The organism is Anaerococcus octavius, from assembly GCF_900445265.1.
In the GTDB taxonomy this organism is placed as follows: Bacteria; Bacillota; Clostridia; order Tissierellales; family Peptoniphilaceae; genus Anaerococcus; species Anaerococcus octavius.
On the sequence record NZ_UFTA01000002.1, the window covers coordinates 363,745 to 387,619 of the forward strand.

At 31.0% G+C, this 23,875-nt stretch carries 24 protein-coding genes; 23 read left to right on the forward strand and 1 reads right to left on the reverse strand.

Annotation, left to right across the window (positions count from 1 at the left end):
* From prfB to DY249_RS01930, 15 genes are all read left to right on the forward strand, one after another.
* Positions 1 to 1,117, forward strand: a protein-coding gene (prfB, locus tag DY249_RS01865) for a peptide chain release factor 2 (RefSeq protein WP_115594988.1) whose coding sequence is annotated in 2 segments (ribosomal slippage) — positions 1 to 75 and positions 77 to 1,117 — 1,116 coding nt in all. Because the reading frame shifts where the segments join, the coding sequence is not laid out codon by codon here.
* A 42-nt stretch (positions 1,118 to 1,159) separates the two neighbouring features.
* On the forward strand, positions 1,160 to 2,248 hold the full coding sequence (gene trpS / locus DY249_RS01870) for a tryptophan--tRNA ligase (protein ID WP_115594989.1): 1,089 nt from the start codon (positions 1,160 to 1,162) through the stop codon (positions 2,246 to 2,248).
* 41 nt (positions 2,249 to 2,289) lie between these two features.
* The gene (locus DY249_RS01875) at positions 2,290 to 2,865 is read left to right on the forward strand and encodes a uracil-DNA glycosylase family protein (RefSeq protein ID WP_101539854.1); all 576 of its coding nucleotides are present in this window, start codon (positions 2,290 to 2,292) and stop codon (positions 2,863 to 2,865) included.
* Positions 2,866 to 2,954: 89 nt separating this feature from the next.
* Positions 2,955 to 4,262, forward strand: coding sequence for a sodium-dependent transporter (locus DY249_RS01880; RefSeq protein ID WP_115594990.1), 1,308 nt, complete (start codon positions 2,955 to 2,957; stop codon positions 4,260 to 4,262).
* Between the two features lie 75 nt (positions 4,263 to 4,337).
* A complete protein-coding gene (locus DY249_RS01885) occupies positions 4,338 to 5,276 on the forward strand; it encodes an L-lactate dehydrogenase (RefSeq protein WP_101539856.1) in 939 nt (312 codons plus the stop codon).
* Positions 5,276 to 5,416 carry a hypothetical protein gene (locus tag DY249_RS09300; RefSeq protein WP_245943481.1) on the forward strand — a complete coding sequence of 47 codons (141 nt, stop codon included), beginning with the start codon at positions 5,276 to 5,278 and terminating at the stop codon, positions 5,414 to 5,416. The genes DY249_RS01885 and DY249_RS09300 overlap by 1 nt, the downstream gene beginning before the upstream one ends.
* 35 nt (positions 5,417 to 5,451) lie before the next feature.
* Complete coding sequence (locus DY249_RS01890; RefSeq protein WP_245943566.1) at positions 5,452 to 5,979, forward strand: HAD-IA family hydrolase; 528 nt, start codon at positions 5,452 to 5,454, stop codon at positions 5,977 to 5,979.
* 146 nt (positions 5,980 to 6,125) lie between these two features.
* Entirely contained in the window at positions 6,126 to 6,272 is a 147-nt protein-coding gene (locus tag DY249_RS09485; protein WP_115594991.1) for a DUF1722 domain-containing protein, read from the forward strand.
* Positions 6,273 to 6,399: 127 nt separating this feature from the next.
* Entirely contained in the window at positions 6,400 to 7,089 is a 690-nt protein-coding gene (locus tag DY249_RS01900; RefSeq protein ID WP_101539858.1) for a type 1 glutamine amidotransferase domain-containing protein, read from the forward strand.
* An 89-nt stretch (positions 7,090 to 7,178) separates the two neighbouring features.
* Positions 7,179 to 8,774: a type I restriction-modification system subunit M gene (locus tag DY249_RS01905; RefSeq protein WP_115594992.1), complete on the forward strand. Its 1,596-nt coding sequence runs from the start codon at positions 7,179 to 7,181 to the stop codon at positions 8,772 to 8,774.
* Positions 8,767 to 9,981 carry a restriction endonuclease subunit S gene (locus DY249_RS01910; RefSeq protein ID WP_115594993.1) on the forward strand — a complete coding sequence of 405 codons (1,215 nt, stop codon included), beginning with the start codon at positions 8,767 to 8,769 and terminating at the stop codon, positions 9,979 to 9,981. Before DY249_RS01905 ends, DY249_RS01910 begins: the two co-directional genes overlap by 8 nt.
* Positions 9,982 to 9,989: 8 nt before the next feature.
* Positions 9,990 to 13,025, forward strand: a complete 3,036-nt coding sequence (locus DY249_RS01915; RefSeq protein WP_115594994.1) for a type I restriction endonuclease subunit R — start codon at positions 9,990 to 9,992, stop codon at positions 13,023 to 13,025.
* 133 nt (positions 13,026 to 13,158) lie between these two features.
* Positions 13,159 to 14,040 (forward strand): nucleotidyltransferase domain-containing protein, encoded by an 882-nt coding sequence (locus tag DY249_RS01920; protein WP_115594995.1) that lies wholly within the window; start codon positions 13,159 to 13,161, stop codon positions 14,038 to 14,040.
* A complete protein-coding gene (locus DY249_RS01925) occupies positions 14,009 to 14,566 on the forward strand; it encodes a Cap15 family cyclic dinucleotide receptor domain-containing protein (RefSeq protein WP_115594996.1) in 558 nt (185 codons plus the stop codon). The genes DY249_RS01920 and DY249_RS01925 overlap by 32 nt, the downstream gene beginning before the upstream one ends.
* A gap of 332 nt (positions 14,567 to 14,898) precedes the next feature.
* Positions 14,899 to 15,537, forward strand: a complete 639-nt coding sequence (locus DY249_RS01930; protein ID WP_115594997.1) for a YdhK family protein — start codon at positions 14,899 to 14,901, stop codon at positions 15,535 to 15,537.
* Between the two features lie 81 nt (positions 15,538 to 15,618).
* Here DY249_RS01930 and DY249_RS01935 read toward each other — a convergent pair whose 3' ends face one another.
* On the reverse strand, positions 15,619 to 17,001 hold the full coding sequence (locus DY249_RS01935) for a leucyl aminopeptidase (RefSeq protein ID WP_115594998.1): 1,383 nt from the start codon (positions 16,999 to 17,001) through the stop codon (positions 15,619 to 15,621).
* Between the two features lie 291 nt (positions 17,002 to 17,292).
* On the opposite strand from DY249_RS01935, the gene DY249_RS01940 reads away from it, so the two are divergent.
* From DY249_RS01940 to DY249_RS01975, 8 genes are all read left to right on the forward strand, one after another.
* Positions 17,293 to 18,669: an alanine/glycine:cation symporter family protein gene (locus tag DY249_RS01940; RefSeq protein WP_115594999.1), complete on the forward strand. Its 1,377-nt coding sequence runs from the start codon at positions 17,293 to 17,295 to the stop codon at positions 18,667 to 18,669.
* 205 nt (positions 18,670 to 18,874) lie between these two features.
* On the forward strand, positions 18,875 to 19,900 hold the full coding sequence (locus DY249_RS01945; RefSeq protein WP_115595000.1) for a CAMP factor family pore-forming toxin: 1,026 nt from the start codon (positions 18,875 to 18,877) through the stop codon (positions 19,898 to 19,900).
* A 120-nt stretch (positions 19,901 to 20,020) separates the two neighbouring features.
* On the forward strand, positions 20,021 to 21,091 hold the full coding sequence (locus DY249_RS01950) for an NAD(P)/FAD-dependent oxidoreductase (protein ID WP_101539867.1): 1,071 nt from the start codon (positions 20,021 to 20,023) through the stop codon (positions 21,089 to 21,091).
* Positions 21,092 to 21,289: 198 nt separating this feature from the next.
* Positions 21,290 to 21,556 carry a DUF503 domain-containing protein gene (locus DY249_RS01955; protein ID WP_172540047.1) on the forward strand — a complete coding sequence of 89 codons (267 nt, stop codon included), beginning with the start codon at positions 21,290 to 21,292 and terminating at the stop codon, positions 21,554 to 21,556.
* Between the two features lies 1 nt (position 21,557).
* Positions 21,558 to 22,325 (forward strand): EFR1 family ferrodoxin, encoded by a 768-nt coding sequence (locus tag DY249_RS01960; RefSeq protein ID WP_115595002.1) that lies wholly within the window; start codon positions 21,558 to 21,560, stop codon positions 22,323 to 22,325.
* Between the two features lie 54 nt (positions 22,326 to 22,379).
* Complete coding sequence (locus DY249_RS01965) at positions 22,380 to 22,730, forward strand: Spx/MgsR family RNA polymerase-binding regulatory protein (RefSeq protein WP_101539870.1); 351 nt, start codon at positions 22,380 to 22,382, stop codon at positions 22,728 to 22,730.
* Between the two features lie 8 nt (positions 22,731 to 22,738).
* Positions 22,739 to 23,332: a hypothetical protein gene (locus tag DY249_RS01970; protein WP_147291899.1), complete on the forward strand. Its 594-nt coding sequence runs from the start codon at positions 22,739 to 22,741 to the stop codon at positions 23,330 to 23,332.
* Positions 23,333 to 23,827 carry a GAF domain-containing protein gene (locus DY249_RS01975; RefSeq protein ID WP_115595004.1) on the forward strand — a complete coding sequence of 165 codons (495 nt, stop codon included), beginning with the start codon at positions 23,333 to 23,335 and terminating at the stop codon, positions 23,825 to 23,827. It begins immediately after the preceding gene.
* The last annotated feature ends 48 nt before the right edge of the window (positions 23,828 to 23,875 follow it).

The following is a 23,875-nucleotide window of genomic DNA, read 5'->3' on the forward strand; positions in this document are numbered from 1 at the left end:
ATGACAGAAATATATCAATTAAGAGAAACAATTGAAGAATTATCTGAAACAATGAAGCTAATTGGAGACTCCCTTTGACCCAGAAAATTTAGAAAATGAGGTAAAGGATCTTGAAAAAAAGACCTTTGCCACAGATTTTTGGGATGATAGCGACAAAGCTCAAGCTATAATGGCAGACTTGGCAGCAAAAAAAGATGATCTAGAAAAATATCAAGAAATCACCACTGCTTTAAATGATAATATTGATCTAATTGATCTAGTAGAAATGAGTGATAATCAAGAACAAGAAACTATTGGTCAAATAGAAAATGACTTGGAAAATCTAAAAAAAGAAGTTTCATCAATGAAACTTAAGACTCAATTAGATGGCGAATACGATAAAAATAATGCTTATATGTCTATAAATGCTGGTGCTGGAGGACTTGAAGCAACAGATTGGGCAGAAATGCTACTTCGTATGTATAAAAGATATTTTGACCACAATGGATTTAAATATGAACTAACAGATATAAACAACGAAGAAGCTGGTGGTATAAAATCTGCAACCCTAAAAGTAAGTGGATCATATGCCTACGGATATTTAAAAGGAGAAAAAGGCGTCCATAGACTTGTCCGCATTTCACCTTTTGATAGTGGAGCGCGCCGCCATACTTCCTTTGCATCTGTAGATATTTTCCCAGAATTACCTGATAACACAGATGTAGAAATAGATCCAAATGATCTAAGAGTAGATACCTATAGAGCGAGTGGGGCAGGTGGTCAACACGTAAATAAAACCGACTCTGCTGTTAGGATCACTCATATACCAACAGGAGTAGTTGCCAGTTCCCAAGCGGAACGTAGCCAAATACTAAATAGAGAAACCGCTATGAAACTTCTTTTATCAAAACTTATACAAATAAAAGAAGAAGAACAAAGAGAAAAAATATCTGATATCCAAGGTAAGTACACCCAAATAGCTTGGGGTAGCCAAATAAGATCTTATGTATTCCAACCATATACTTTAGTAAAGGACCATAGGACAAATTATGAAGTAGGAAATATAGAAGCAGTAATGGATGGAGATATACAAGATTTTATAGATGCTTATTTAGCAGAAAGCAATAAAGAAAATTAATTAGGGAGGATCTTATCCTCTCTTTTTTAAAAGGAGAATGTTTTGCAAGAAAAAAATATAATTTTGACAGGAGATAGGCCAACAGGACGTTTGCACCTGGGCCACTATGTAGGTAGCTTAAAAAATAGGGTTAAAATGCAAAATGAAGGCAATTTTGAAAAAATGTATGTAATGATTGCTGATAGCCAAGCCCTAACAGATAATTTTAATAATCCAGATAAAATTCGCGAAAATCTTATAGAAGTAGCCCTAGACTACCTAAGCATAGGTATAGATCCAGAAAAAGTAACTATCTTTGTTCAATCCCAAGTAGAAGAACTAACTGAGCTTACTTTTTACTTTTTAAACCTAGTTACACTTTCAAGATTAGAAAGAAATCCTACAGTAAAATCAGAAATTAAACAAAAAAACTTTGAAACAAGCTTGCCAGCAGGATTTTTAATCTATCCAGTAAGTCAAGCAGCAGATATATTACTCTTTGATGCAAATATTATTCCAGTAGGTGTAGACCAAGAGCCAATGCTTGAACAAACTCGTGAAATATCTAGAAGCTTTAACAATATCTATGAAGAAATATTTATAGAGCCACATGCAGTTTTACCAGAAAATAAAGTAGCCCAAAGATTGCCTGGCATAGACGGTTCAGCTAAAATGAGCAAATCATTAGGTAATTGTATATATCTTGCAGATGATAAAAAAACTGTAAAGAAAAAAGTAATGTCTATGTACACAGACCCAGACCATATAAATATAGAAGATCCAGGAAAAGTAGAAGGAAATATAGTATTTACTTATCTAGATGTATTTTCAAATGATAGTCATTTTGAAAAATACTTGCCAGAATATAAAAACCTAGATGAACTAAAAACTCACTACCAAAAAGGTGGTCTAGGTGATGTAAAAGTTAAAAAATTCCTAATAAAGGTTTTAGAAGAAGAACTAGAACCAATTAGAGAAAAAAGAGCCTACTATGAGCAAAATCTGGATCAGGTTTTAGAAATCCTAAACAAAGGTACAGCAGATGCTAGAGAAGTAGGTCGTGCGAAGATTAACGCTGTAAAAAAATCTATGGGTATAGACTATTTTGCAGATAGTAGATTTTTAAAAGAAATAAAAGAAAAATACAATTAAAAAAGAACCACCAAAATTTGGTGGTTTTTTTAGGAGGAATAATGACTTTTGATAAAATTATAGAAGAAATAAAAAATGATCCTAGAAATGAAGAATATACAAAACGAGCTATAGATCCTATTTTTCAAGTAGATAAAGACGCTAAAGTACTTTTAATAGGTCAAGCTCCAGGCAGAGTTGTAGAAGAGACTGGTATATCTTTTAATGACAAATCAGGAGATAAATTAAGAAATTGGATGGGCATTGATAGAGATATATTTTATTCAAAAGAGATTGCAATTCTACCTATGGATTTTTATTATCCAGGCAAGGCCAAGCAGGGGGACTTGCCACCTAGAAAATTTATAGCAGAAGACTACCACCAAAAAATCTTAGATCAAATGCCAAATATAAAGCTAACTATACTGATAGGAGCTTATTCACAAAAATATTATCTAGGCAAAAAACGTAAGAAAAATTTAACTCAAACTGTAAAAAATTATAAAGAATATTTGCCAGAATATTTTCCAATAGTCCATCCAAGTCCCTTAAATATAGGCTGGCTAAAGAAAAATCCATGGTTTGAAGAAGATAATTTACCAGATTTGCAAAAAAGGATTGAACAAATATTAAGTTAATAAAAGCAGATTTTTATAAAAATTTAGTAAATTTTACTAAATAAGATATAATTGTAAGTATTATTAATAAAATTATAAAGGAGTAACTTATGGACAATGAATTTAGTTCTAAAGTTGGAGTTGTTCTCTCTGCAGTAGGTTCTGCTGTGGGAATGGCAAATATATGGGGTTTTCCTTATAAGTTTCAAGCTGGTGGGCTTGTTTTTTTAATTTTTTATATATTATTTGCAATACTTTTTTCTTATGTTGGACTATCATCAGAATTTGCAATAGGAAGAATGGCTCAAACAGGAACTTTGGGGGCTTATGAATATGCTTTTAATAATGGAAAAGCTAATAAAAAAGTTGGAAGAAATATTGGTTACATACCGTTAATCGGAACATTTTTAATAGCTGTTGGCTATTGTGTGATTGTTGCCTATGTATTAAAAGGTTTTTTTGATTCACTAACAGGAGATATTTTCAAAATGGATGCATCAATTTGGTTTGATAGTTTTGCAAACTATAAGTATTCTGTGATTATATTTCACTTAATAGCAATTATTTTGACAATTATTACCTGCCTTGGTGGAGCTTCCTCAATAGAAAGATCTAATAAGATTATGATGCCGGTATTTTTTATTTTGTTTGTAATTTTGGCTATAAAAGTTGCCACACTGCCTAAGGCAAGTACTGGTTATGCTAATATGTTTAAATATGATCCATCAACTTTAAATTTAGATACAATTATAGCAGCAATGGGTCAGGCATTTTTTTCGCTTTCTATAACAGGATCTGGAATGATAGTTGTGGGATCTTATATTAGTAAAAAAGAAGATATTGTAAGTTCATCTATCCATACGGGTTTTTTTGACACACTATCTGGCGTAATATCTTCACTCGTAATAATTCCTGCTATTTCTGTATTTAATATGCAACAAGTAGGTGGTCCATCTTTACTTTTTGTAAGTCTACCAACTATTTTAAATAATATAAAATTTGGAAGAATTTTTGCTATCTTTTTATACTTCGCGGTGATATGTGCAGGTGTATCTTCCTTACAAAATATGTTTGAGGTCATAGCAGAGTCAATTACAAATAGATATAAAAATCTATCTAGAAAAACAGTTTTTATTGTTTTGGGAACAATAGTTTTTTTACTAGGTATAAATCTAGAAACTATAGATGCTTTTGGACAGTATATGGATATTGTTTCTATATATATTATTCCGATAGGTGCATCAATTGGTGCCATAACATGGTTTTATGTATTGAAAAAAGATAAACTGTTAGATGAAATAAATCAAAGTAGTAAAAATAATTACTCAGACAAATGGTATAAATTGGGGAAATATTTATATGTACCACTTGCAATAGTCCTTACATTCTTAGCTTTAATTTTTAAAATGTCATTTTAGACTTTAAATTACAAATTATAATGTTATAGTTTTAATATAGTTAAAAAAACTATGTAATTTAGAAAAGGAGTTATAATGAAAGATAGTAAAGTTATTTTAATTGGTGATGGTGCGGTAGGCTCTTCATTTGCTTATTCTTCATCACTTTTAGGTGTAGGACGTGAATTAGGAATTATTGATATAAATGAAGAAAGAGTAGAAGGTGATGTACTAGATCTAACAGATGCCTTAAGCTTCACCTATCCAAAAAAAGTATATAAGGCAGAATATGCTGATTGCAAAGATGCAGAAGTAGTTGTAATTACTGCAGGTATTCCACAAAAACCAGGTGAAACACGTTTACAATTAGTAGATAAAAACCTAGTGATTTTTAAAGATATGATTGGTAAAGTTGTAGCAAGTGGATTTGATGGAATATTCGTAGTAGCTTCAAACCCAGTAGATGTTACAACATATGCAACTATGAAGTACTCAGGATTTCCTGCTAATAAAGTTATTGGCTCTGGTACAACTTTGGATACATCTAGATTTAAAAAACAAATTGGAGATCTATTAGACGTTGATTATAGATCAGTCCATGCTTACATAATGGGAGAACACGGAGATACAGAATTCCCAGTTTGGTCAAATGCAAATGTTGGTGGACTTAGCATAGAAGAGTGGAAAAGCACCCATCCAAACATTAGCCAAGAATCTTTAGATGCTGCTTTTGATAAAACTGTAAATGCCGCTTATGAAATTATTAACAAAAAAGGAGCTACATTCTACGGAATAGGTACAGCACTTTCAAGTATAGTTAGAGCTATTCTAAACGATGAAAATACAGTTTTCCTAACATCTTCTTATCTTAATGGAGAATTTGGATTAAAAGATATTCACATTGGTGTGCCAACAGTTATTGGTAAATCAGGTGTAGCACATATCATAGAAGTACCATTATCAGATAAAGAACAAGAACAATTAGAACATTCAGCTAGAACATTAAGAGAGATAATAGATAATAGTAATTTATAATGATTAATTATATTCTTTGGGACATTGACAATACACTTTTAAATTTTGATTTAGCCGAAGAAGCATCCATGATAAATGGTTTTGAAAAATTTGGCATAAAAGTCACTGACGAAAATGCCCTTCTAGGTTATAAAAAATAAATGATAAATATTGGAAAAGACTCGAAAATGGTGAAATAGACCGAGATGAAGTTTTACTAGGACGTTTTAGAGAATTTTTTACCAAATATAACATAGATTATGATGATAATCTAGTAGAAAATTTTAATCTAAACTTTCAAAAAGAACTTGGCAGACAAGTATTTTTTCACGACCATGCTAAGGAAGTTTTAAATGAATTAAAAAATAATTACAAGCAATATGCAGTTACAAATGGTTCAAAAATAGCTCAAACAGGCAAAATTACAAATTCTGGCCTAGATAAAATCTTAGATGATGTTTTTATATCAGAAGATTTAGGAGTAGATAAACCTAATAAAGCATTTTTTGACAAAATTTTTGAAAAAATAGGATCAACTAACAAAAAAGAATATATTTTGATAGGCGACTCATTGACCTCTGATATTAGAGGAGCAAACAATGCTGCTATAAAAAATATATGGTTTAACCCAAATACAAACATAAATGAAACAAAAATAAAAGTAGATTTTGATATAAAAGATTTGTCAGAAGTCCCAGATATATTAAAAAGGATAGATGTATAGAAAAGAAGATAGAAAAGCTTTGGGCAAAAAATAAATACCTTGTAATTTTTAAAATCCCACAAACATTATTTAGCTATTAAAGAACATCTAAAGACAGATGAATTTAAACTTGAAAATATAGAAATACTAATAGAATCAAAAAAGATATGGTAATTGCTTACCAGCATATATTGGGTTATTTTAAAGACAAGGCAAGTCCCATAAAAAAAGAAAAATATTTATCGCTTATCAATAAATATAAAAATGGGATCATTAGTAAAAATGAAGTGTTAGATTATATAAAAAACTCTTAGAAAAATATCCTAACAATTATTTAAAAAATGCAACTATATTTAAAGAAGAATCGTAAACATAGAGTTTGCGGTTTTTTCTATGCCTATCTGTGGGTAGTAATAATATATAGTAAGAAAAGAGGTTATTATGGATAAAAAAATACTAGTAGTAATGACAAATACCGATCATTATGGAGATGATAGTGAAAAAACTGGACTCTGGCTAGCAGAAGCAACAGAATTTGTAGATAAAGTAAAAAGAAATGGCATAAAAGTAAACTATGTTAGTCCCAAAGGTGGAAAAATACCACTAGATCCTAGGTCTATGAAAAAACCATATGCTAGCAAAAAAGATTACCAAATACTAAATTCTCTTGATTTTAAAAGACGAGCCATAAATAATTCTCTAAAACCGAGTGATATTAATCCAGATGATTATATAGCTATTTACTATACGGGAGGTCATGGAGTATTATGGGACTTTCCTAAAAATTTAGAATTAAAAGAAATAGCAGAAAAAATATACCACAATGGCGGCTATGTATGTTCAGTTTGCCATGGTCTAGTAGGATTATTAAATCTAAAAGACTACAATGACAAATATCTTATAGATGGTAGAAATATAACAGGATTTACAGATGAGGAGGAAAAATTAGGAGGCAAGGGAGATAAAGTCCCTTACAGCAGTGAACAAGAAGCAAAATATAGGGGAGCAAATTTTGTAAAAACTCTACCATACACCCCAAATGCCATAAAATGTGGTAGGATAATAACCGGACAAAATCCATTTTCAGGGAAGGCTGTAGCTAGAGAACTTTTAAAAGCCCTAGACAAATAAATATTTTAATTAAAACCTAGTGTAACTAGGCTTTTTTTATTGAAAAAATCATTGTTTTTCTATGTTATAATATTTATAAGGAGAATAATATGGAAAAAACAAATAACTTATACCAAAAATTATGGTCCGCTTCAGATGATTTGCGTAACTTTATGGATGCTAATGAGTACAAAAATTATCTTTTAGGGATCATTTTTTATAAATACTTATCAGATAAGCAACTTAAAAAAATATCCAATCTTTTGGAATTAGAAACTGATAATCTAGTAGAAATCCAAAAAGAATATGAAAAAGCTCTAGATTCCGAAGATGCTGACTTACTTTTAGAGGAGCTAAAATATGAGGATGGATTTGTAATCAAAGCTCAATATACATTTACAAATCTTATAAGAGAAATCGATGAGAAGACCTTCCAATTAGATGACTTAAAACAAGCCTTTAATGATATAGAAAGATCAGATGAGAACTTTAGAGGATTATTTGATGATGTGGACCTATATTCAAATCGACTTGGCAAATCTTTACAAGATAGAAACAAAAGAATAGCCAATGTTATGAAACAAATATCAGCTATCAATCTTGCAGACTACTCTGGAGATATATTAGGGGATGCCTACGAATATATGATAAGCAATTTTGCTAGTGAATCAGGCAAAAAAGCAGGCGAATTTTATACACCACAAGAAGTAAGTAGACTTATGGCTATGATAGTTATGGATGGCAAAGAAAATGTAAAAGGATATACAGTCTATGACCCAACCATGGGATCTGGATCCTTGCTTTTAAATCCCAAAAATTTTTCCAATGAGCCATCTAGGATAAGATATTTTGGTCAAGAGCTAAATAATTCTACTTATAATCTTGCACGTATGAATATGATCCTTCACGGAGTACCATTAGAATACCAATCTCTAAACCAAGGTAACACCCTATCAGACGATTGGCCAGTAGATGAGCCTACAAACTTTGATGCAGTAGTGATGAATCCACCATACAGTGCAAAATGGGATGCCACAGATGGATTTTTAGATGATCCACGTTTTTCAGATTTTGGAGTATTGCCACCAAAATCAAAGGCAGACTTTGCATTTTTACTCCATGGACTCTACCACTTAAAAAATTCAGGAACCATGGCTATATTATTGCCTCATGGAGTTTTATTTAGAGGAGGCAAGGAGGAAAAAATTAGGAAAATGCTCCTAGAAAAAGGAATATTTGATGCAGTGATAGGCCTTGCTCCAAACCTATTCTACTCAACAGGTATCCCAGTAAGCCTTTTAATCCTCAAAAAAGATAAGACCGACCGTTCAGTATATTTTATAGATGCTAGCGAAGAATTTGTCAAAAAAGGTAACAAAAACGAATTGACAGATGCAAATATAGAAAAAATTATAAAGGCTTATAAAGAGAAAGAAGACATAGACAAATTTGCCCATCTAGCAAGCTATAATGAGATCAAAGAAAATAACTACAACCTAAATATCCCCCGCTATGTAGATACCTTTGAGGAAGAAGAGCCAATAGATTTAGGAGAAGTATCAAAAAATATAGAGCAAATAGAAAAAGAAAATCAAAAGCTAAAAGATGAAATCTATAATGATATGAAAAATCTAGTGGCAAATACAGATGAGGCACAAAGAGAATTAGAAGAATTTTTACAAATCCTAGGTGACGACAATGACTAAAATGCCAGAGCTGAGATTTGCTGGTTTTGATGGAGAGTGGGAAGAGAATACTTTAGGAAAATTAAATGAATTTTCAAAAGGTAAAGGATACTCTAAAAATGATTTGTCTGATGAGGGAAATCCAATATTTCTTTATGGACAAATGTATACTGATTATAAAATGCAAATAAATGAGTTAAAAACTTATGTAAAATCTATTAAGAGTAGCTCTGTCTTAAGTATTGGGAATGAAGTATTAATACCAACATCTGGAGAAACTGCTTTGGATTTAGCGAGAGCTTCACACATGAATATGGCGGGTGTTATTTTAGGAGGTGACTTGAATATATTAACCCCATGTGAAAAAATATCACCTCATTTTGAAGCTTTAACTTTATCTACAGAAAAAAATAGAAAAAATTTATCAAAATTAGCTCAAGGTAAATCTGTGGTGCATTTATATGGAAGCGATATTAAAAAAGACGTTATTAGCTATCCTGATATTAAAGAACAAGAAGATATAGGGGACCTATTTAGTAAAATTGACCAGCTGATCGAAAGTCAACAAGAGCTTGTAGACCAAACTATAGCCTTTAAAAAATCTATGCTACAAAAAATGTTTCCCAAAAAAGATTCCATTGTTCCTGAATTTAGATTTGATGAGTTTAAAGACAATTGGATGCCAGTTCAACTATCTAAAATAGGTAAAACAGTAACCGGTAATACTCCCTCAACCAAAAATAATTTGTATTGGAATGATAAACCAGATAATATATGGGTAACTCCTACTGATATTGATGGACCTACAATTTATAATTCTGAAAGATATTTGACTGAATTGGGATTGGGAAAATCAAGATATTTACCAGAAAACTCTGTATTAATTACATCAATTGCTTCAATTGGTAAAAATACTATAAATATAGTACCTGTTTCAATTAATCAACAAATAAATGCAATAATACCAAGTAATCACAGTAGTTACTTCATATTACAAGCTATGAATAATTCAAAAAATAGATTTGAAAGTTTAGCAGGAAACTCTGCTACAAAAATAATTAATAAATCTACATTTGATAGATTTGAAATAATAGTCCCATGTCTAGAAGAACAAGAAAAAATAGGAAATTTCTTTAAAAAGCTAGATGAAAAAATTGCAAGGGAAGAAAAATTACTAGATGCATATAGAGATATGAAAAAATCTCTACTCCAAAAAATGTTTGTATAGGAGAGCCTATGGTTGAGATAAAGTTTGATGATGAACAAATATTAGAAGACACTTTGATAAAAAGATTGTGTGAGGGCAAAAGCCAGTGGACATATGAGCCAAGTATCAAAAGTCATGCTGACTTATGGGCCAACTTTAGAAAAATACTTGAGATAAATAATAAGGATGTCCTAGATGATCACCCTCTAACTGATGCTGAGTTTCGCCAAATTCAAGGGCAAATGGAATTTACTTCCTTTTATGATGCAGGCAAGTTTTTGGTTGGAGAAAATGGCATAGCAAAAGTGCCTTTGCAAAGGGAAGATGCGTCCCTTGGCATGATTATGCTAACAGTTTTTAAACGCCAAGACGTAGCCGGTGGATCTAGTGTTTACCAAGTTATAAATCAATTTGAAGCTCCAAAGACAAATCGCTTGGACAAAAACGCCCGTTTTGATGTGACACTTTTATTTAACGGCCTGCCTTTGATACAAATTGAGCTTAAAAAAAGAAATGTAAACCATATGGAGGCCTTTAATCAGATAGCAGGATACGTGGCCAGTGATAAGTACCGAGGACTTTTTTCGTGCCTGCAAACTTTTGTTATATCAAATGGCCATACTACAAGATATATTGCTGCTAGCAATGATATAGAGCGCAAAAAACAATTTTTAACCCGTTGGAATAATAGCGAAAATGAAGCTGTGGATGATTTGTTTGATTTTGCTAGAGAAGTCTTATCTATTCCCCAAGCCCATCAGCTGATTTCTTTTTATAGTGTGCTGGATGATGATAGCAAAAATATTATTATCCTAAGACCCTATCAAATTCACGCTATAAAAGCCTTGCAAGCTGCAGCTAGTAAGCATGAGTCAGGATATATTTGGCATACTACTGGATCTGGTAAGACTTTGACTTCTTACAAGGCCAGCCGCAACCTATACCAGATACCTCGTATCCAAAAAACTATATTTTTGGTAGATAGGGTGGACCTAGACCAGCAGACTACAAATTCATTTTTATCCTATGCCCAAAATGATACGGTAGATATAGAATCAACTGACAATGTTGGCAAGCTTAAAAAACATTTACTATCAAATGATAGGTCAGTGGTGGTTACTACTGTACAAAAATTAAATTATCTAATTGGCAAGGGCGAAAATAGACTGACTGATAGCCAGCTAGCAAAATTAAAACAATTAGAAGTAGCCTTTGTAGTAGATGAATGCCACAGGGCAATCTCCCCAGAGCAACAAAATATTTTAAAAAGATTTTTTATAAATTCATTATGGTATGGCTTTACTGGTACACCTATATTTGCAGAAAACAAAAAGCAGGCCCTAGGCGATTTGCCACAAACAACAGAGGAACAATTTGGCAAAAGACTTCATGAATATACTATTAAAGAAGCCATTGGTGATGGGGCAGTGCTTGGTTTTCAGGTGGAAAATAAGCAAATGATAACAAATGATCAGGCCTATGAAATAGTAGAAGAACATTTCCCAGAAAAAAATGCCTTTGAAATGGATCCTTATGACTTGGAAAAATATATTCCTGACGGATATTTTGAAACGGATGCTTATAAATTAAGGGTTATAGATGATATTATAAATAATATGACGTGGAAATTTGCCCTTGATAGGGAGCCTGGCAAATCTTATGGAGCCATACTTACAACCTCATCTATCAAAGATGCTCAAAAATACTATGAATTATTTAAAAGGGTTATATCATTAGAAAGTGATATTAAAATCTCTGATAGGATAAGAAAAAAACAAGCTGATTTTCCAAAAATTGCCATTACTTATTCCATCTCAGAAAACCAAGAAATGACCCAGGAAAATAAAGAAAAAATGATGGAGGCGCTAGCTGATTATAACGAGGAGTTTGCCACAAATTTCTCTCTAGAAACAATCGGGGCCTATAACCGCAATTTAAATGATAGATTGGCTCGTAAGAAAAATAAATACAAAATTAGAAGCGAGCAGGTAGACATAGTTATTGTTGTGGATAGGCTTTTGACAGGTTTTGATGCGCCAAGTTTGGGGTTATTATTTATAGATAGGCCACCTATGACACCACAAGGACTTATTCAAGCCTTTTCTAGAACAAATAGACTTTATGATGAGAGAAAATCTTATGGACAGATAGTTACTTTTAGAAGACCATTTGCCTTTCAAGATGCCATAAAAAATGCTTTTAGCCTTTATTCAAATGGCGGTGGCAACTTTGTAACTGCACCTGATTATAATGAAGCAAAACGCAGATTTGAGGATGCCGCTGAGGACTTATTGCAATTTAGAATAGTGGATAATCCAGAAACTGAAATAGGTTTCGATGCTATGGTAGAATTTGTAAAAGCCTTTCAAAAATTTGATAGGGCAAATGCAGCCGTTATGGTTTATAGTGACTATACAGAGGATGAAGATTTTTATAAAAATATTATAAATGAAGACCAGCTAGCTGAGTATCTAGATTACTATAACTATGTAAAAGCTTTAGTAAAACCTGGTGATATAGATGATGATATTGACCTATTGGATATAAATTACCACCCTATTTCAGTAAGATCTGATACGATTGATTATTCCTACCTAACTAGCCTCATCCAAGAAAAAGCCAATAGTAGGGGAGAAACTAATCACAAAAACGCTGATGAGATAGAAAAAACTCTAGCAGAGCTTATCAAACAAAATCCAGCCAAGGGAGAGGTTTACAGGCAAATTATAGAAGAAATAGACCAAAACCCAGATAAATATCAAAATGCTATCATAGATGAAGTAGCAAAAGATAAATTTAACACCATCATCCAAAAAAATATAAATGACTTTGTAGATAATTATAAGGTAAACAAAGAAGACTTGGAATTTTTAATAGCCAACTACCCGATAGATAAAAAAGAAGTAAAAAAACCACTGGGTGAGGATAAGCTAATAAAAAACGCCAACAAAGACCTCTATAATGAGGAAAGTGGTGAAAATTTAAGTTTACTAAAATTTAAATCTATGCTTAGAAAAGATACGCATAAATTTATAGACCAGAAGATTAGGCCTTATTTTGAGTAGGGGATATAGAAGTTACTGAATTTAATTGATTTTATAAAGGAGGATTATTATAGAATTTTCAGAAGAAAAATTAAGAGAATACTCAAAGCCACTTAGTAAAACAGAAGAAGATGAATGTGAGAATGCCGTTAGAATGGTATCTGAAGCATTAGAAGAATTAGGTCTAAAAAAATCTCATGAAGTTACTAATTTTAGTGAAGATACTCCATACTATAGAGTAAAAATGAAGAATAACTATGGATATGAAGTTAAAATATTTTTGCAAGGATCATACGCTAATAATACAAATGTTAGAAAAAGTAGCGATATAGATATTGCTATTGTCCAAGAAGACACTTTTAGAACTCTATACAGAGAAGGTTTATCAAGAATTGACTATGGATTCGTAGCTGCTCCTAAAAAAGAGTTTTCATTTAAAGATGAAGTGGAAATAGCATTAAGAAGAAAGTTTGAAAAAGATGTTATTAGAAAAAATAAAGCAATTCAAATTAATGGTAACTTTTACAGAAAAGATGCTGATGTTGTACCTTCTTTAAGATATAGAGATTATAGCAATGATTATTTACTTGATAAAGATAATTATACCGGCGGAATTTTAATTTATGCTGATGACGGGAGTGAGATTATAAATTATCCAGAACAGAATATTAGAAATGGAATTGAAAAGAATAAAATGACAAATTACTTTTTTAAAAAGATGGTTAGAATAGCTAAAGAAATACGTTATCAAATGGTAGAAAATAAGTTTGAATTTGCTAGTAAAGCTAGTTCTTTTGGAGTTGAATGCCTACTGTATAATGTTCCTGATGAATTATTCACTCGATACAGTGAATTTTACATTTTTACTTTTGAAGGTATAGTAAAATATTTATATAGTAATAGATTCAATATAAATCAATTTAAAGAAGTGAATGGAATAAAAAACTTAGTAGATGATGATCCTGGAAGATCTAATGTTTATATAAAGTTTATAGAAGAACTCAGTGATTTTTATCAATATGACATCAAACAATGAAAAACTTAGGAAAATAAGTATTAGGATTGCTTCTATAATATTAATAATATTAATATTTATTAAGAATCCTAATAATATAGAAGATTGGGTTGGGGTGATTTCTTCCGTAGTTAGTATAACCGCTGTACCAATATTAATTTATGAAAGATGGATATGGAAAATAAACCCTTTTTCTAAAACTCCTCATTTAAAAGAATCTTATTTAGGTAAAATAAAATATTTTCACAATAATCAAACTTATGAAAAGTATGTAGATATTGAAATAAAGCAAACTTTTACGTCAGTTAGCGTATCTTTAAAGTCAAATGAAATTACTAGTAAGAGTGTAGTAAGTGATATAATTGAGGAGCATGGAGACTATGTACTATACTATACCTATACAACAAATCCTAAAAGTGAGTTTATTAAAGACAATCCAATACAGCTAGGAACAGCAAGGCTATTAATTAAAAAAAATCACTTGGAAGGTTCTTATTGGACAAATCAAAGAACTATAGGGGATATAGAATTTACCAGTAAAGAATAACTAAAAAGCTGCCAACGGCAGCTCTTTTTTAATTACTATAAGACTTTGTAAGACTATAGAGAATTTACATATGGGCATGAGTTGCATCTGTTGCGTATCAATCTTCTACATTGATAGTAAGTCTGCTTATTAGGGTAAGAGTGTATTATATCCTAAAATTTACTTAGGTTATAATGAGCAAAGGAGGGGATTATCAGTTAATTAAGCGTTTTTTAATTAACTGATAATAATGAGCAAAGGATGGGAATAAAAATATTTACTTGCTATTGTTTAAGATATTTTTAGACTTGAATTTGTAAGGATACTTTATATTTTAAAAGAGGAGGAAGAGTATGAAAAATAATAAAAAGAAATTAGGAGCTGTTTTACTATCATCTGCATTATTGCTAGGTGCTTGTGGTACAAATGATGATGGGCAAACAGAAGTAGAAGAACCAACAACTACAGTAGAAGAAACTACTGAGGACGATACAGCTAAAGATACTGAAGAAATTACAGAGGATGAATCTTCAAATGAAAGTGAGCACGAAGAAATGGTGCATGATGAATCTGGTGAAGTTCCAGAAGGAATGAAAGAAGCAGAAAATCCTCTTTATCCAGTAGGTAGCGAAGTGGTTATTGAAAATGATCATATGCCAGGCATGAAAGGTGCTACTGGTACAGTGGTAGGCGTATATGACACTACTGCTTATGAAGTAACTTATGATGATACTGAGACAGGTGAAACTGTAGCTAACCACAAATGGGTAGTACATGAAGAATTAGAAAATGCCCAAGATGAACCATATCAAGCAGGCGATGAGGTGGTTTTAGAAGCTTCTCATATGCCAGGTATGAAAGGTGCAACTGCAACTGTTGATTCTGCTGAAAAGACCAATGTTTATATGGTCACTTACACAGATACAGAAACTGGGAAAGAGATAAAAAATCACAAATGGATGTCAGAAGACGAGTTATCTAAAGCTGAATAATTACAGTCTTAGTAATATAAAATATAAGTATATTTAGCAAAAAAAGCTACCAATAAATGGTAGCTTTTTCTATGTTTGTATTTACTTGCTAAATTTTTTTGCTAAATTATAAAGAGTTTTGACATGGACACCAGTTGCACCTTTTTCAAATAAACCCTGTGGTTTTGATAGGTAGGCTGTGCCCGCTATATCTAGGTGAACCCATGGTTTTTCTTCTATGAAGTTTTCTATAAATTGGCCGGCTGTGATTGTACCACCTAGTCTACCGCCTGAGTTTTTGACATCCGCTACTTCAGATTCGTTATACTTTCTTATTGTATCATCATTTGGTAGTTGCCAGATTTTTTCGTCTGCTTCTTTGGCTGCTTCTAGAACTTTTTCAAATATTTTTTGGTTGTTTGTAACAGCTCCTGTGTAGCTTTCTGCTAGTGCTACAAGGCAAGCTCCTGTTAGTGTTGCAAGATCAATTATCATTTCTGGGTTGTATTCTGTAGATGCGTAGTTTACTGCATCTGCTAGAGTTATCCTGCCTTCTGCATCTGTATTATCTATTTCGATTGTCATATTGTTTCTTGCTCTTATAATATCGCCTGGTTTGTAAGCTTTGCCTGAAATAGAATTTTCACAAGCTGCTACAACTCCTACAACATTTACAGAAAGTTCATTTGAAGCAATTGCATCCATAGCCCCGATTACAGTTCCTGCTCCTGCCATATCGGCATTCATAGTTTTCATACCAGCATTTGATTTTATAGAATAACCACCAGAATCGTAAGTTAGTCCCTTGCCGACAAATACTAGTGGTTTTTGACTTTTTTCTCCATTTAGATATTCCATAACTATAAATCTAGGTGGATTATCAGAACCTTTTGCTACTTCTAAGTAGGCTGTTAGGTTCATTTCTTTTATTTGATTTTCATTGTATATTCTGACATTTACATCTTTTTTAGCAAATCTTTCTTTAACTTTTTGTGCTAAGGTTTCTGGATAAATATCGTTTGAACGTAGGTTTACCAAATCACGCACAAAATTTTGGCTATCTAGGACTACTAGTTGCTCTACATCTGTATTTGAATTTTTATTATCTAATTTTTCTGGAAAATTTATATAGCTAATTTTACCAGATTTTTCCTTTTTATAATGGTCAAAGTTATATGATCCAAGACTTACAGCTTCTATAATTTGGTATAAAAATTCATTATTTTCTATATCGATATTTTCTTTTTGAAAGGAAAGCTCGTTTAAGTCTAGCTTAATTGCAGCTTTTGTTAATTTGTATATAGCTTTTTGAAAACTGTCTCTATCTAGTTTTTCTTTTTCTCCTAGTCCTAAAAGAAAAGAGTTATTATTTGGATTTGGCAAAATTTCACCCAAATCTCCTTTAAAATATGGATTGAAATGTTCATTTTTATAAGCGAATTTTACAAGATTTGCTTTTTTATTATCATTAAAATTTACTTGCATATATTCTCCTAAATTTTTTAATAACTTTAGCTTAATTAACAAAAATGTTTTGATAATATTTTGTGTATTATTGTATATAAATAGTATAGGATAAAAAACAAAGTTAGTAAAACCTTATCATTATTTTCTGTTTTATTATTATTAGATAATACATTAAAGTAACAAGGAATAGCTATATTTAGAGTTTTTTGCAATAAAGAACACTAATTATTTCATTATTTGAAATATATTGATATATATTATATAATAGACAGGTATTTTTTAATACATATTTAAAATAAGGAGGATTGTATGAAGAGTATAATCAGCGTTGCCAATTGGATGTGGGATAACGTTATAGGGTACATATTATTAGCAGTTGGTCTTTATTATTCACTAAGACTAGGCTTTCCACAATTCAAATATGCTGGTAATATTAAAAGAGTTTTAAAGAAAAATTTAAAATCTGGTGATAACATCAGTGGTTTTGCAGCTTTAGCAACTGCAGTTGGAGGACAAGTAGGTACAGGATCTCTTGTAGGTGTTGCAACAGCTATAGTTTGGGGTGGACCTGGGGCTATTTTTTGGATGTGGATTACTGCTTTATTAGGAATGGTAATTACCTTTGCTGAAACCGTTTTAGGTCAAGTATATAGGGTAAAACTAGAAGATGGGACTTATAGAGGGGGTCCAGCTTACTACGTGCAATATGGTTTAAAAACACGTGGTTTTGCTGTATTTACTGCATTTTTCTATGTTTTAGGTGTTGGATTATGTATTGCATTTATGCAGTCTAACTCAATTGGACTAGCTTTTTCAGGTGTTGTTAATGCCAACCCTATTTGGCCGGGGATTGTTGTAACAATTGCTGCAGCAGTTATTACTATAGGTGGAGTAAAAAGACTTACTGAATTCTCATCAAAAGTTGTTCCTATTATGGCAGGACTTTATATTTTAGCGGTTTTATTTATTATTATTACACATATTAAAAATGTACCAGCTATGTTTGGATTAATTTTTAGAGGAGCATTCAAACCAGAAGCAATAGTTGGTGGGCTTGCTGGACACACAATTACAGAGGCATTTAGACATGGGGTTGCTCGTGGACTATTTTCAAATGATGCTGGTAATGGTATAGCGGGTATCATGCATGCAGCTGCAGATGTTAAACACCCAGCTGAACAAGGTTTTCTAGGTATGTTTGGGACATTTGTAACAACAATTATTATTTGTACATTATCTGCTTTTGCAATATTATTAACAGGAGTAGCTGGTAATGGTCACGATGGTATTTTATTAGTCCAAGATGCCTTCCAATCACAATTTGGTCAAGTAGGTAGATGGCTAGTATTCTTATCTATGGCATTATTTGGATTTACAACTCTAATTGCAGATTTATTTTATGGTGAAAGTAATATTCTTTTAATGTTTGGTAAAAAATATGAAATTCCATTATGGATTTATAGGATATTTGCCTTTATAATGTTCTTAGTTGCAACACAAATGGATTTAACCATAGTTTGGGGCTTCATCGATGTATTTGTTGGTATAGTTGTGTTTATAAACGTAATTTGCTTATTTTTATTATTTAAAGATGTAAGATTCGTTTTAAGAGACTATCAAAAACAATTGGATGATGGAATAGAAGAACCAGTTTGGCATAGAGATCAAGAACACAAGTTATATTAATTTATAAAAAGCATGAGGATGTATCTTATGCTTTTTTATTTGCATTTATTTAAAAATATATAAAATAATGATATAATATAAAATAATATAATAATATATATTTAATATGTAACCACACAAATGTGTATTTAAATTTTTTTAATAAGTGTTAATATAATAATTGACAAGACAATAATTCAATTTTAAATTTTAAGGGGGACATATTATGAAAAATTCAAAAGCAAAAATTTTAAGCCTAGGCCTTTCAGCATCATTTGTACTATCAGCAATGGCACCAGCAGTAGCATCTGCTAATGCAGAACCAGTTAATACTAGTTATTACACACAAATAAATCCAAATGCTGTAAATCCTGAAAAAATTAAGGACATTATAGATAGAGCAGAAGATTTAATAAAAGTTGTAAATAAACTTCCAATTCCAGGTAAAGGTCCATATGTAAAAGCTCTAGAAAAAATAATAGGTGCATTAAAAAATGTTGATCCATCTAAAGCAGGTCCAAGAGTTCAGTTAGCATCTGAATCAATAGAAGCAATTAGATTCTCAATCAATGACATTCAAGGAAAAACAAAAAAAGCTCACGTAGAAATAGGACTACAAATAACAAAAGCAGCATTAACTTTAGCTGATCCATACGCTAGCAATGAAAAACTTGAAAAAGCAAATGAACAATTAAAAGAAGCAATGAATACTGCTAAAGAATCTGCAGACATTACTGATGAAGACGTAGCTACAATCTATGTTAAAAAAGATTTAAATAAACTAATCGACTACGCTAGAAAATTAAAATTAAACAATAAAGAACTTACTAAAGAAGAAAAAGCTCAATTAAGTGATGCTATTAAAAAAGCAGTTCACACAAAAAATAAAGCAAGAGTAACTGTTGCAGAAATCAACCAAGCAACTGAAGAATTACAAAGCTTCCTAGAAAACTTATTAACAGCAGATGATACTGATCCAGATCAAGGTGAAGTAATAGATCCAGAATTTAATGAAGAAGATCCAGAAGAAGTAGAAGAACCAGTTGACGAAGAAACTGAAGAAGAATCAGAACAACCAGCTGACGAAGAAACTGAAGAAACAGAAGAAGAATCAGAACAACCAGCTGACGAAGAAGCTGAAGAAACAGAGGAAGAATCAGAACAACCAGCTGACGAAGAAGCTGAGGAAACAGAGGAAGAATCAGAACAACCAGTTAACGAAGAAATTCCTGAAGCAGAAATAGAAGAATAATATAACAAGAAACTTTGTATAAACTCCAAGTTAAGAGAACCCACTGGGTTCTCTTTTTTTCGTACTACTTATTATTTATATAGTATAATATAGATAATAAGTAATTAGTGTAGGAGTATTATGAAAACTATAGTTTTGGCTGGTGGCGGCCATGGACATATAAACATCTTAAAAAAATTAATTAAAAATCCTATAAAAGACCACAAAGTAATTTTAATATCTGATTATGACAGGCAATATTATTCAGGAATGCTAGCTGGTTTTATAGAAGATATATATACAGAAGAAGAGATATCTTTTGACATAGCCAAGCTTTGTAAAATGTCAGGAGCTACTTATATAAAAGAAGAAATAACTACTATTGATAAGAAAAAGCAAAAGGTAATTACAAAAAATAACGCCTATAGCTTTGATTATTTGTCAATAAATTTAGGATCGCTTTCTAAAATAAATTTCCCTATAGATTCTAAAGATGTATGTCTTGTAAAACCTATTTTAAATGTAGTTAGTGCTAAAAAAGAGATAGACTTACTTTGTAAAGATAAAAATAATCCTCAAATAACATTTATTGGCGCTGGAGCATCTGGCATAGAACTAGCCCTATCATTTAAGGCAAGCTTTGCTAATGCAGATATTAGTATAATTACAGCCCATGATATACTCTCTAATTTTAATAAAAAAACCAAAAAAAGATTTGAAAATATTTTATCTAGTAAAGATATAAGAGTAATAAAAGATGAGAGGGTCACAGAGCTTAAAAATAAAAAGATATTTACAAATAAAAATACTTATGACTTTGACTATGCTTTTATAACATCTGGTTTTCGTGGACCAAATGTCAATTTTGATGGATATAAGACTTTGGATAAAAATTATATAGCTGTAAATGATAGTTTATTTGTAGATAATAATGTGCTAGCTATGGGAGATGTAGCAAGTATAAAAAAATATCCAGATATGGTAAAAACAGGAGTTTATGCTATACGCGAGGCACCTTTTTTATATAAAAACTTGTTGAAACTTATATGGGAAGATGGAGATTATGAAGTTTATGAACCCCAAGAAAAATACTTACAAATCATAAATTGTGGTAATAAAAAAGCTTTGGCAAATTACGGGGGATTTTCTACTTATGGAAAAATAAGCTGGTTAATAAAAGATAAAATTGATAGAGATTATATGAAGATTTAATAATCAAATAAATAAGCTATGGGCATGCTATTGTTAAATTTACTAATATTGCTTATAATATTAACTAGTCGCATGACCTATTCCTTTACCAATATTTGATATAATATATATTTTAAAAAAACAATTCTTAATAATTACTCGAGTTTTATAGGTCAAAAATATAAAGAAAGTTAGGTATAAATTATTTACATATATTTATTGGAAATAAAGATAAAAATAAATAATAGCTTCAGCCTAAAAGATAAGAGAAAGGTGACAAAATCGATTATTGATTATGCAAGAAATAATCTAAAAATTTCTGCTGCAGAGCTTTCTAATAATGAAATTAGAAATATTGCTCATATGGGTTTTGTAACCATATCAAATGATAATGATACGGCAAAGTCAGTTTTAGAAGATCTAGAAAGAAGAATAGAAAATAATTATCCAGTAGAAACAATAGACTACTATATAGAAAGGATATAAGATGCTCATATATTTTTCGGCAACAGGTAATACCAAGCATGTCGTAAATGAAATTGCCTATGCAGGCGAAAAAATAATTGAAGTTGGTAAGCAAAAAGACATAAAAGAAGTTTTTATAAAAAACAATGATAGGCTAGGTATCCTAGCTCCGTCCCATGCAGGAGGATTACCAGCAAATATAAAATCTTTTTTAGAAGACTTAAAAATAAATTTTGACAAACATCCATATACTTTTTACCTAGGTACTTGTGGAGGATCTACAGGATATAGTAGCAGGCAAGTAAGAGATATTTTTATTAAAAAAGGTCTTGAGCTAGATGCTAGTTTTGATATAAGAATGCCTGATGCTTTTGTTTTGCTAACTGATGTAAACAATAAAGAAAAAATAGCTCAAATAAATGAAGCTTCCGATTATGAAATATCTTTAATAAAAAAGAGGATAGACAATGGAGTTTATGGCAATTTTTTAGATTCCAAAGTAGCAAAATTTGTAGGAAATGTAGTCCAATCCGCCTATGGTAAATTTAAAACAACCAAAAAATTTGAAGTAAGTGATGCTTGCATATCTTGTAGGATATGTGCAAATGATTGTCCAGTAGATGCTATAAAAATTATAGATGGCAAACCGGTTTGGGTAGAGGATACTTGTTTGCTTTGCTTAAGATGCTACCACGCTTGTCCAACAAATGCTATTAACTATGGCAGAAAAACTAAAGGCAAGGGGCAATATTTACACCCAGATTATAATAAAAATTTAAATAATGTATAATAGAAGAAAGTGGGTAAATATAAACCCACTATTTTAATATTTAAGGAGGATAAGATGAAATTAATTTGCTATAAAAAATGTACTACCTGCAAGGGTGTAGAAAAAATGTTAGAAGAAAAAAACATTTCCTATGAATATAGAGATATAAAAGAAGACAATCCATCTGCTGATGAAATACAAGATTGGCATGAAAAAACAGAATTGCCAATCAAAAGGTTTTTTAATACATCAGGCAAAATTTATAGGGAAAATAATATAAAAGATAAATTAACAGAGATGACCAATGAAGAAGCTTACGATTTATTAGCTACAGATGGTATGCTAGTAAAAAGACCAATACTTTTTACTGATGATGGAGAAATTTTTGTAGGTCCTGATGTAAAAAAATATATAGAAAGTCTATGAGTTACCAAGTGGAAAAAAAGACTAAAAAATATATTGTCTACCTAATAATTTTGCTAGTGGCTTATTATCTTGTAGAAATATTTCCTTTAAGATCTAAGGAAAAAAATCAAAATGAGATAGTTTCTGAAAATATAAAATCTTTGGAAAACACTACAAATGAGCTTTCCGGTTTAATAAAGTCAGATAAGGATGATCTAAATGACTTTTTCTTTAATGAAAAAACTAGTGAAAAAATCATAGGTCTTATTAATACCTATTCAGCTGATAGAGAACTAAAAATAAATGATAATCTCAAAATATACTTGCAACAAGATGGCAATCCAATAAGAATAAGATATAAGCGAGCTGAATATGAAATTATAAATACAAAAATCAGAGATACTGGAGAAAGTTCGGACAATATGGCTATAAGTTATGATGTAAAAGTAGTTGATAATCCAAATGGAATAAATAATTATGAACTTATTCATGACTTGAAGACATATTTAGTAGATGCTTATGGCCAAGATGCCTTTAATAATTATTTAGATGATTTAATTGGTGAAACAATAAAAGAAAATAAAGAGATAATCAAAATTTTAAATAAAGGAAAGAGGGAATAAATGTCCTTTGAACTTAGGGGAATAGATAAACTAAATGACCAAGAACGTATGGATGAGCTTATCAATTATATAAAAATTCAGCTAGGTGATGAAGATGATAGCCTTGCCTTGATGAGTAATATTTCTAGTTTTATTATGGCAACTATTGCTAATTTAAATTGGGCAGGCTTTTATTTTCTAAAAGAAAACGAATTAGTCCTAGGTCCTTTTCAAGGATTGCCAGCTTGTACTAGGCTAAGCTTAGATAAGGGCGTTTGTGCGAAAGCTTTTAGAGAAGCAAAAATTACAAAAGTAGATGATGTTCATGAATTTGCGGACCATATAGCTTGTGATAATGCCTCAGAAAGCGAATTAGTTATTCCGCTTTTTTATGAAGATAAAGTTTATGGAGTACTTGACTTGGATAGTCCTAGCAAGAATAACTTTACAGATATAGAAGTAAATGGTTTTAGAAAAATAGGCAAGTTAATAGAAGAAAAAATATATTTAGGGTAAATAAAATATAATCAGAAAAACTTTTTGTAAAAATTTACTTTTTTTGAT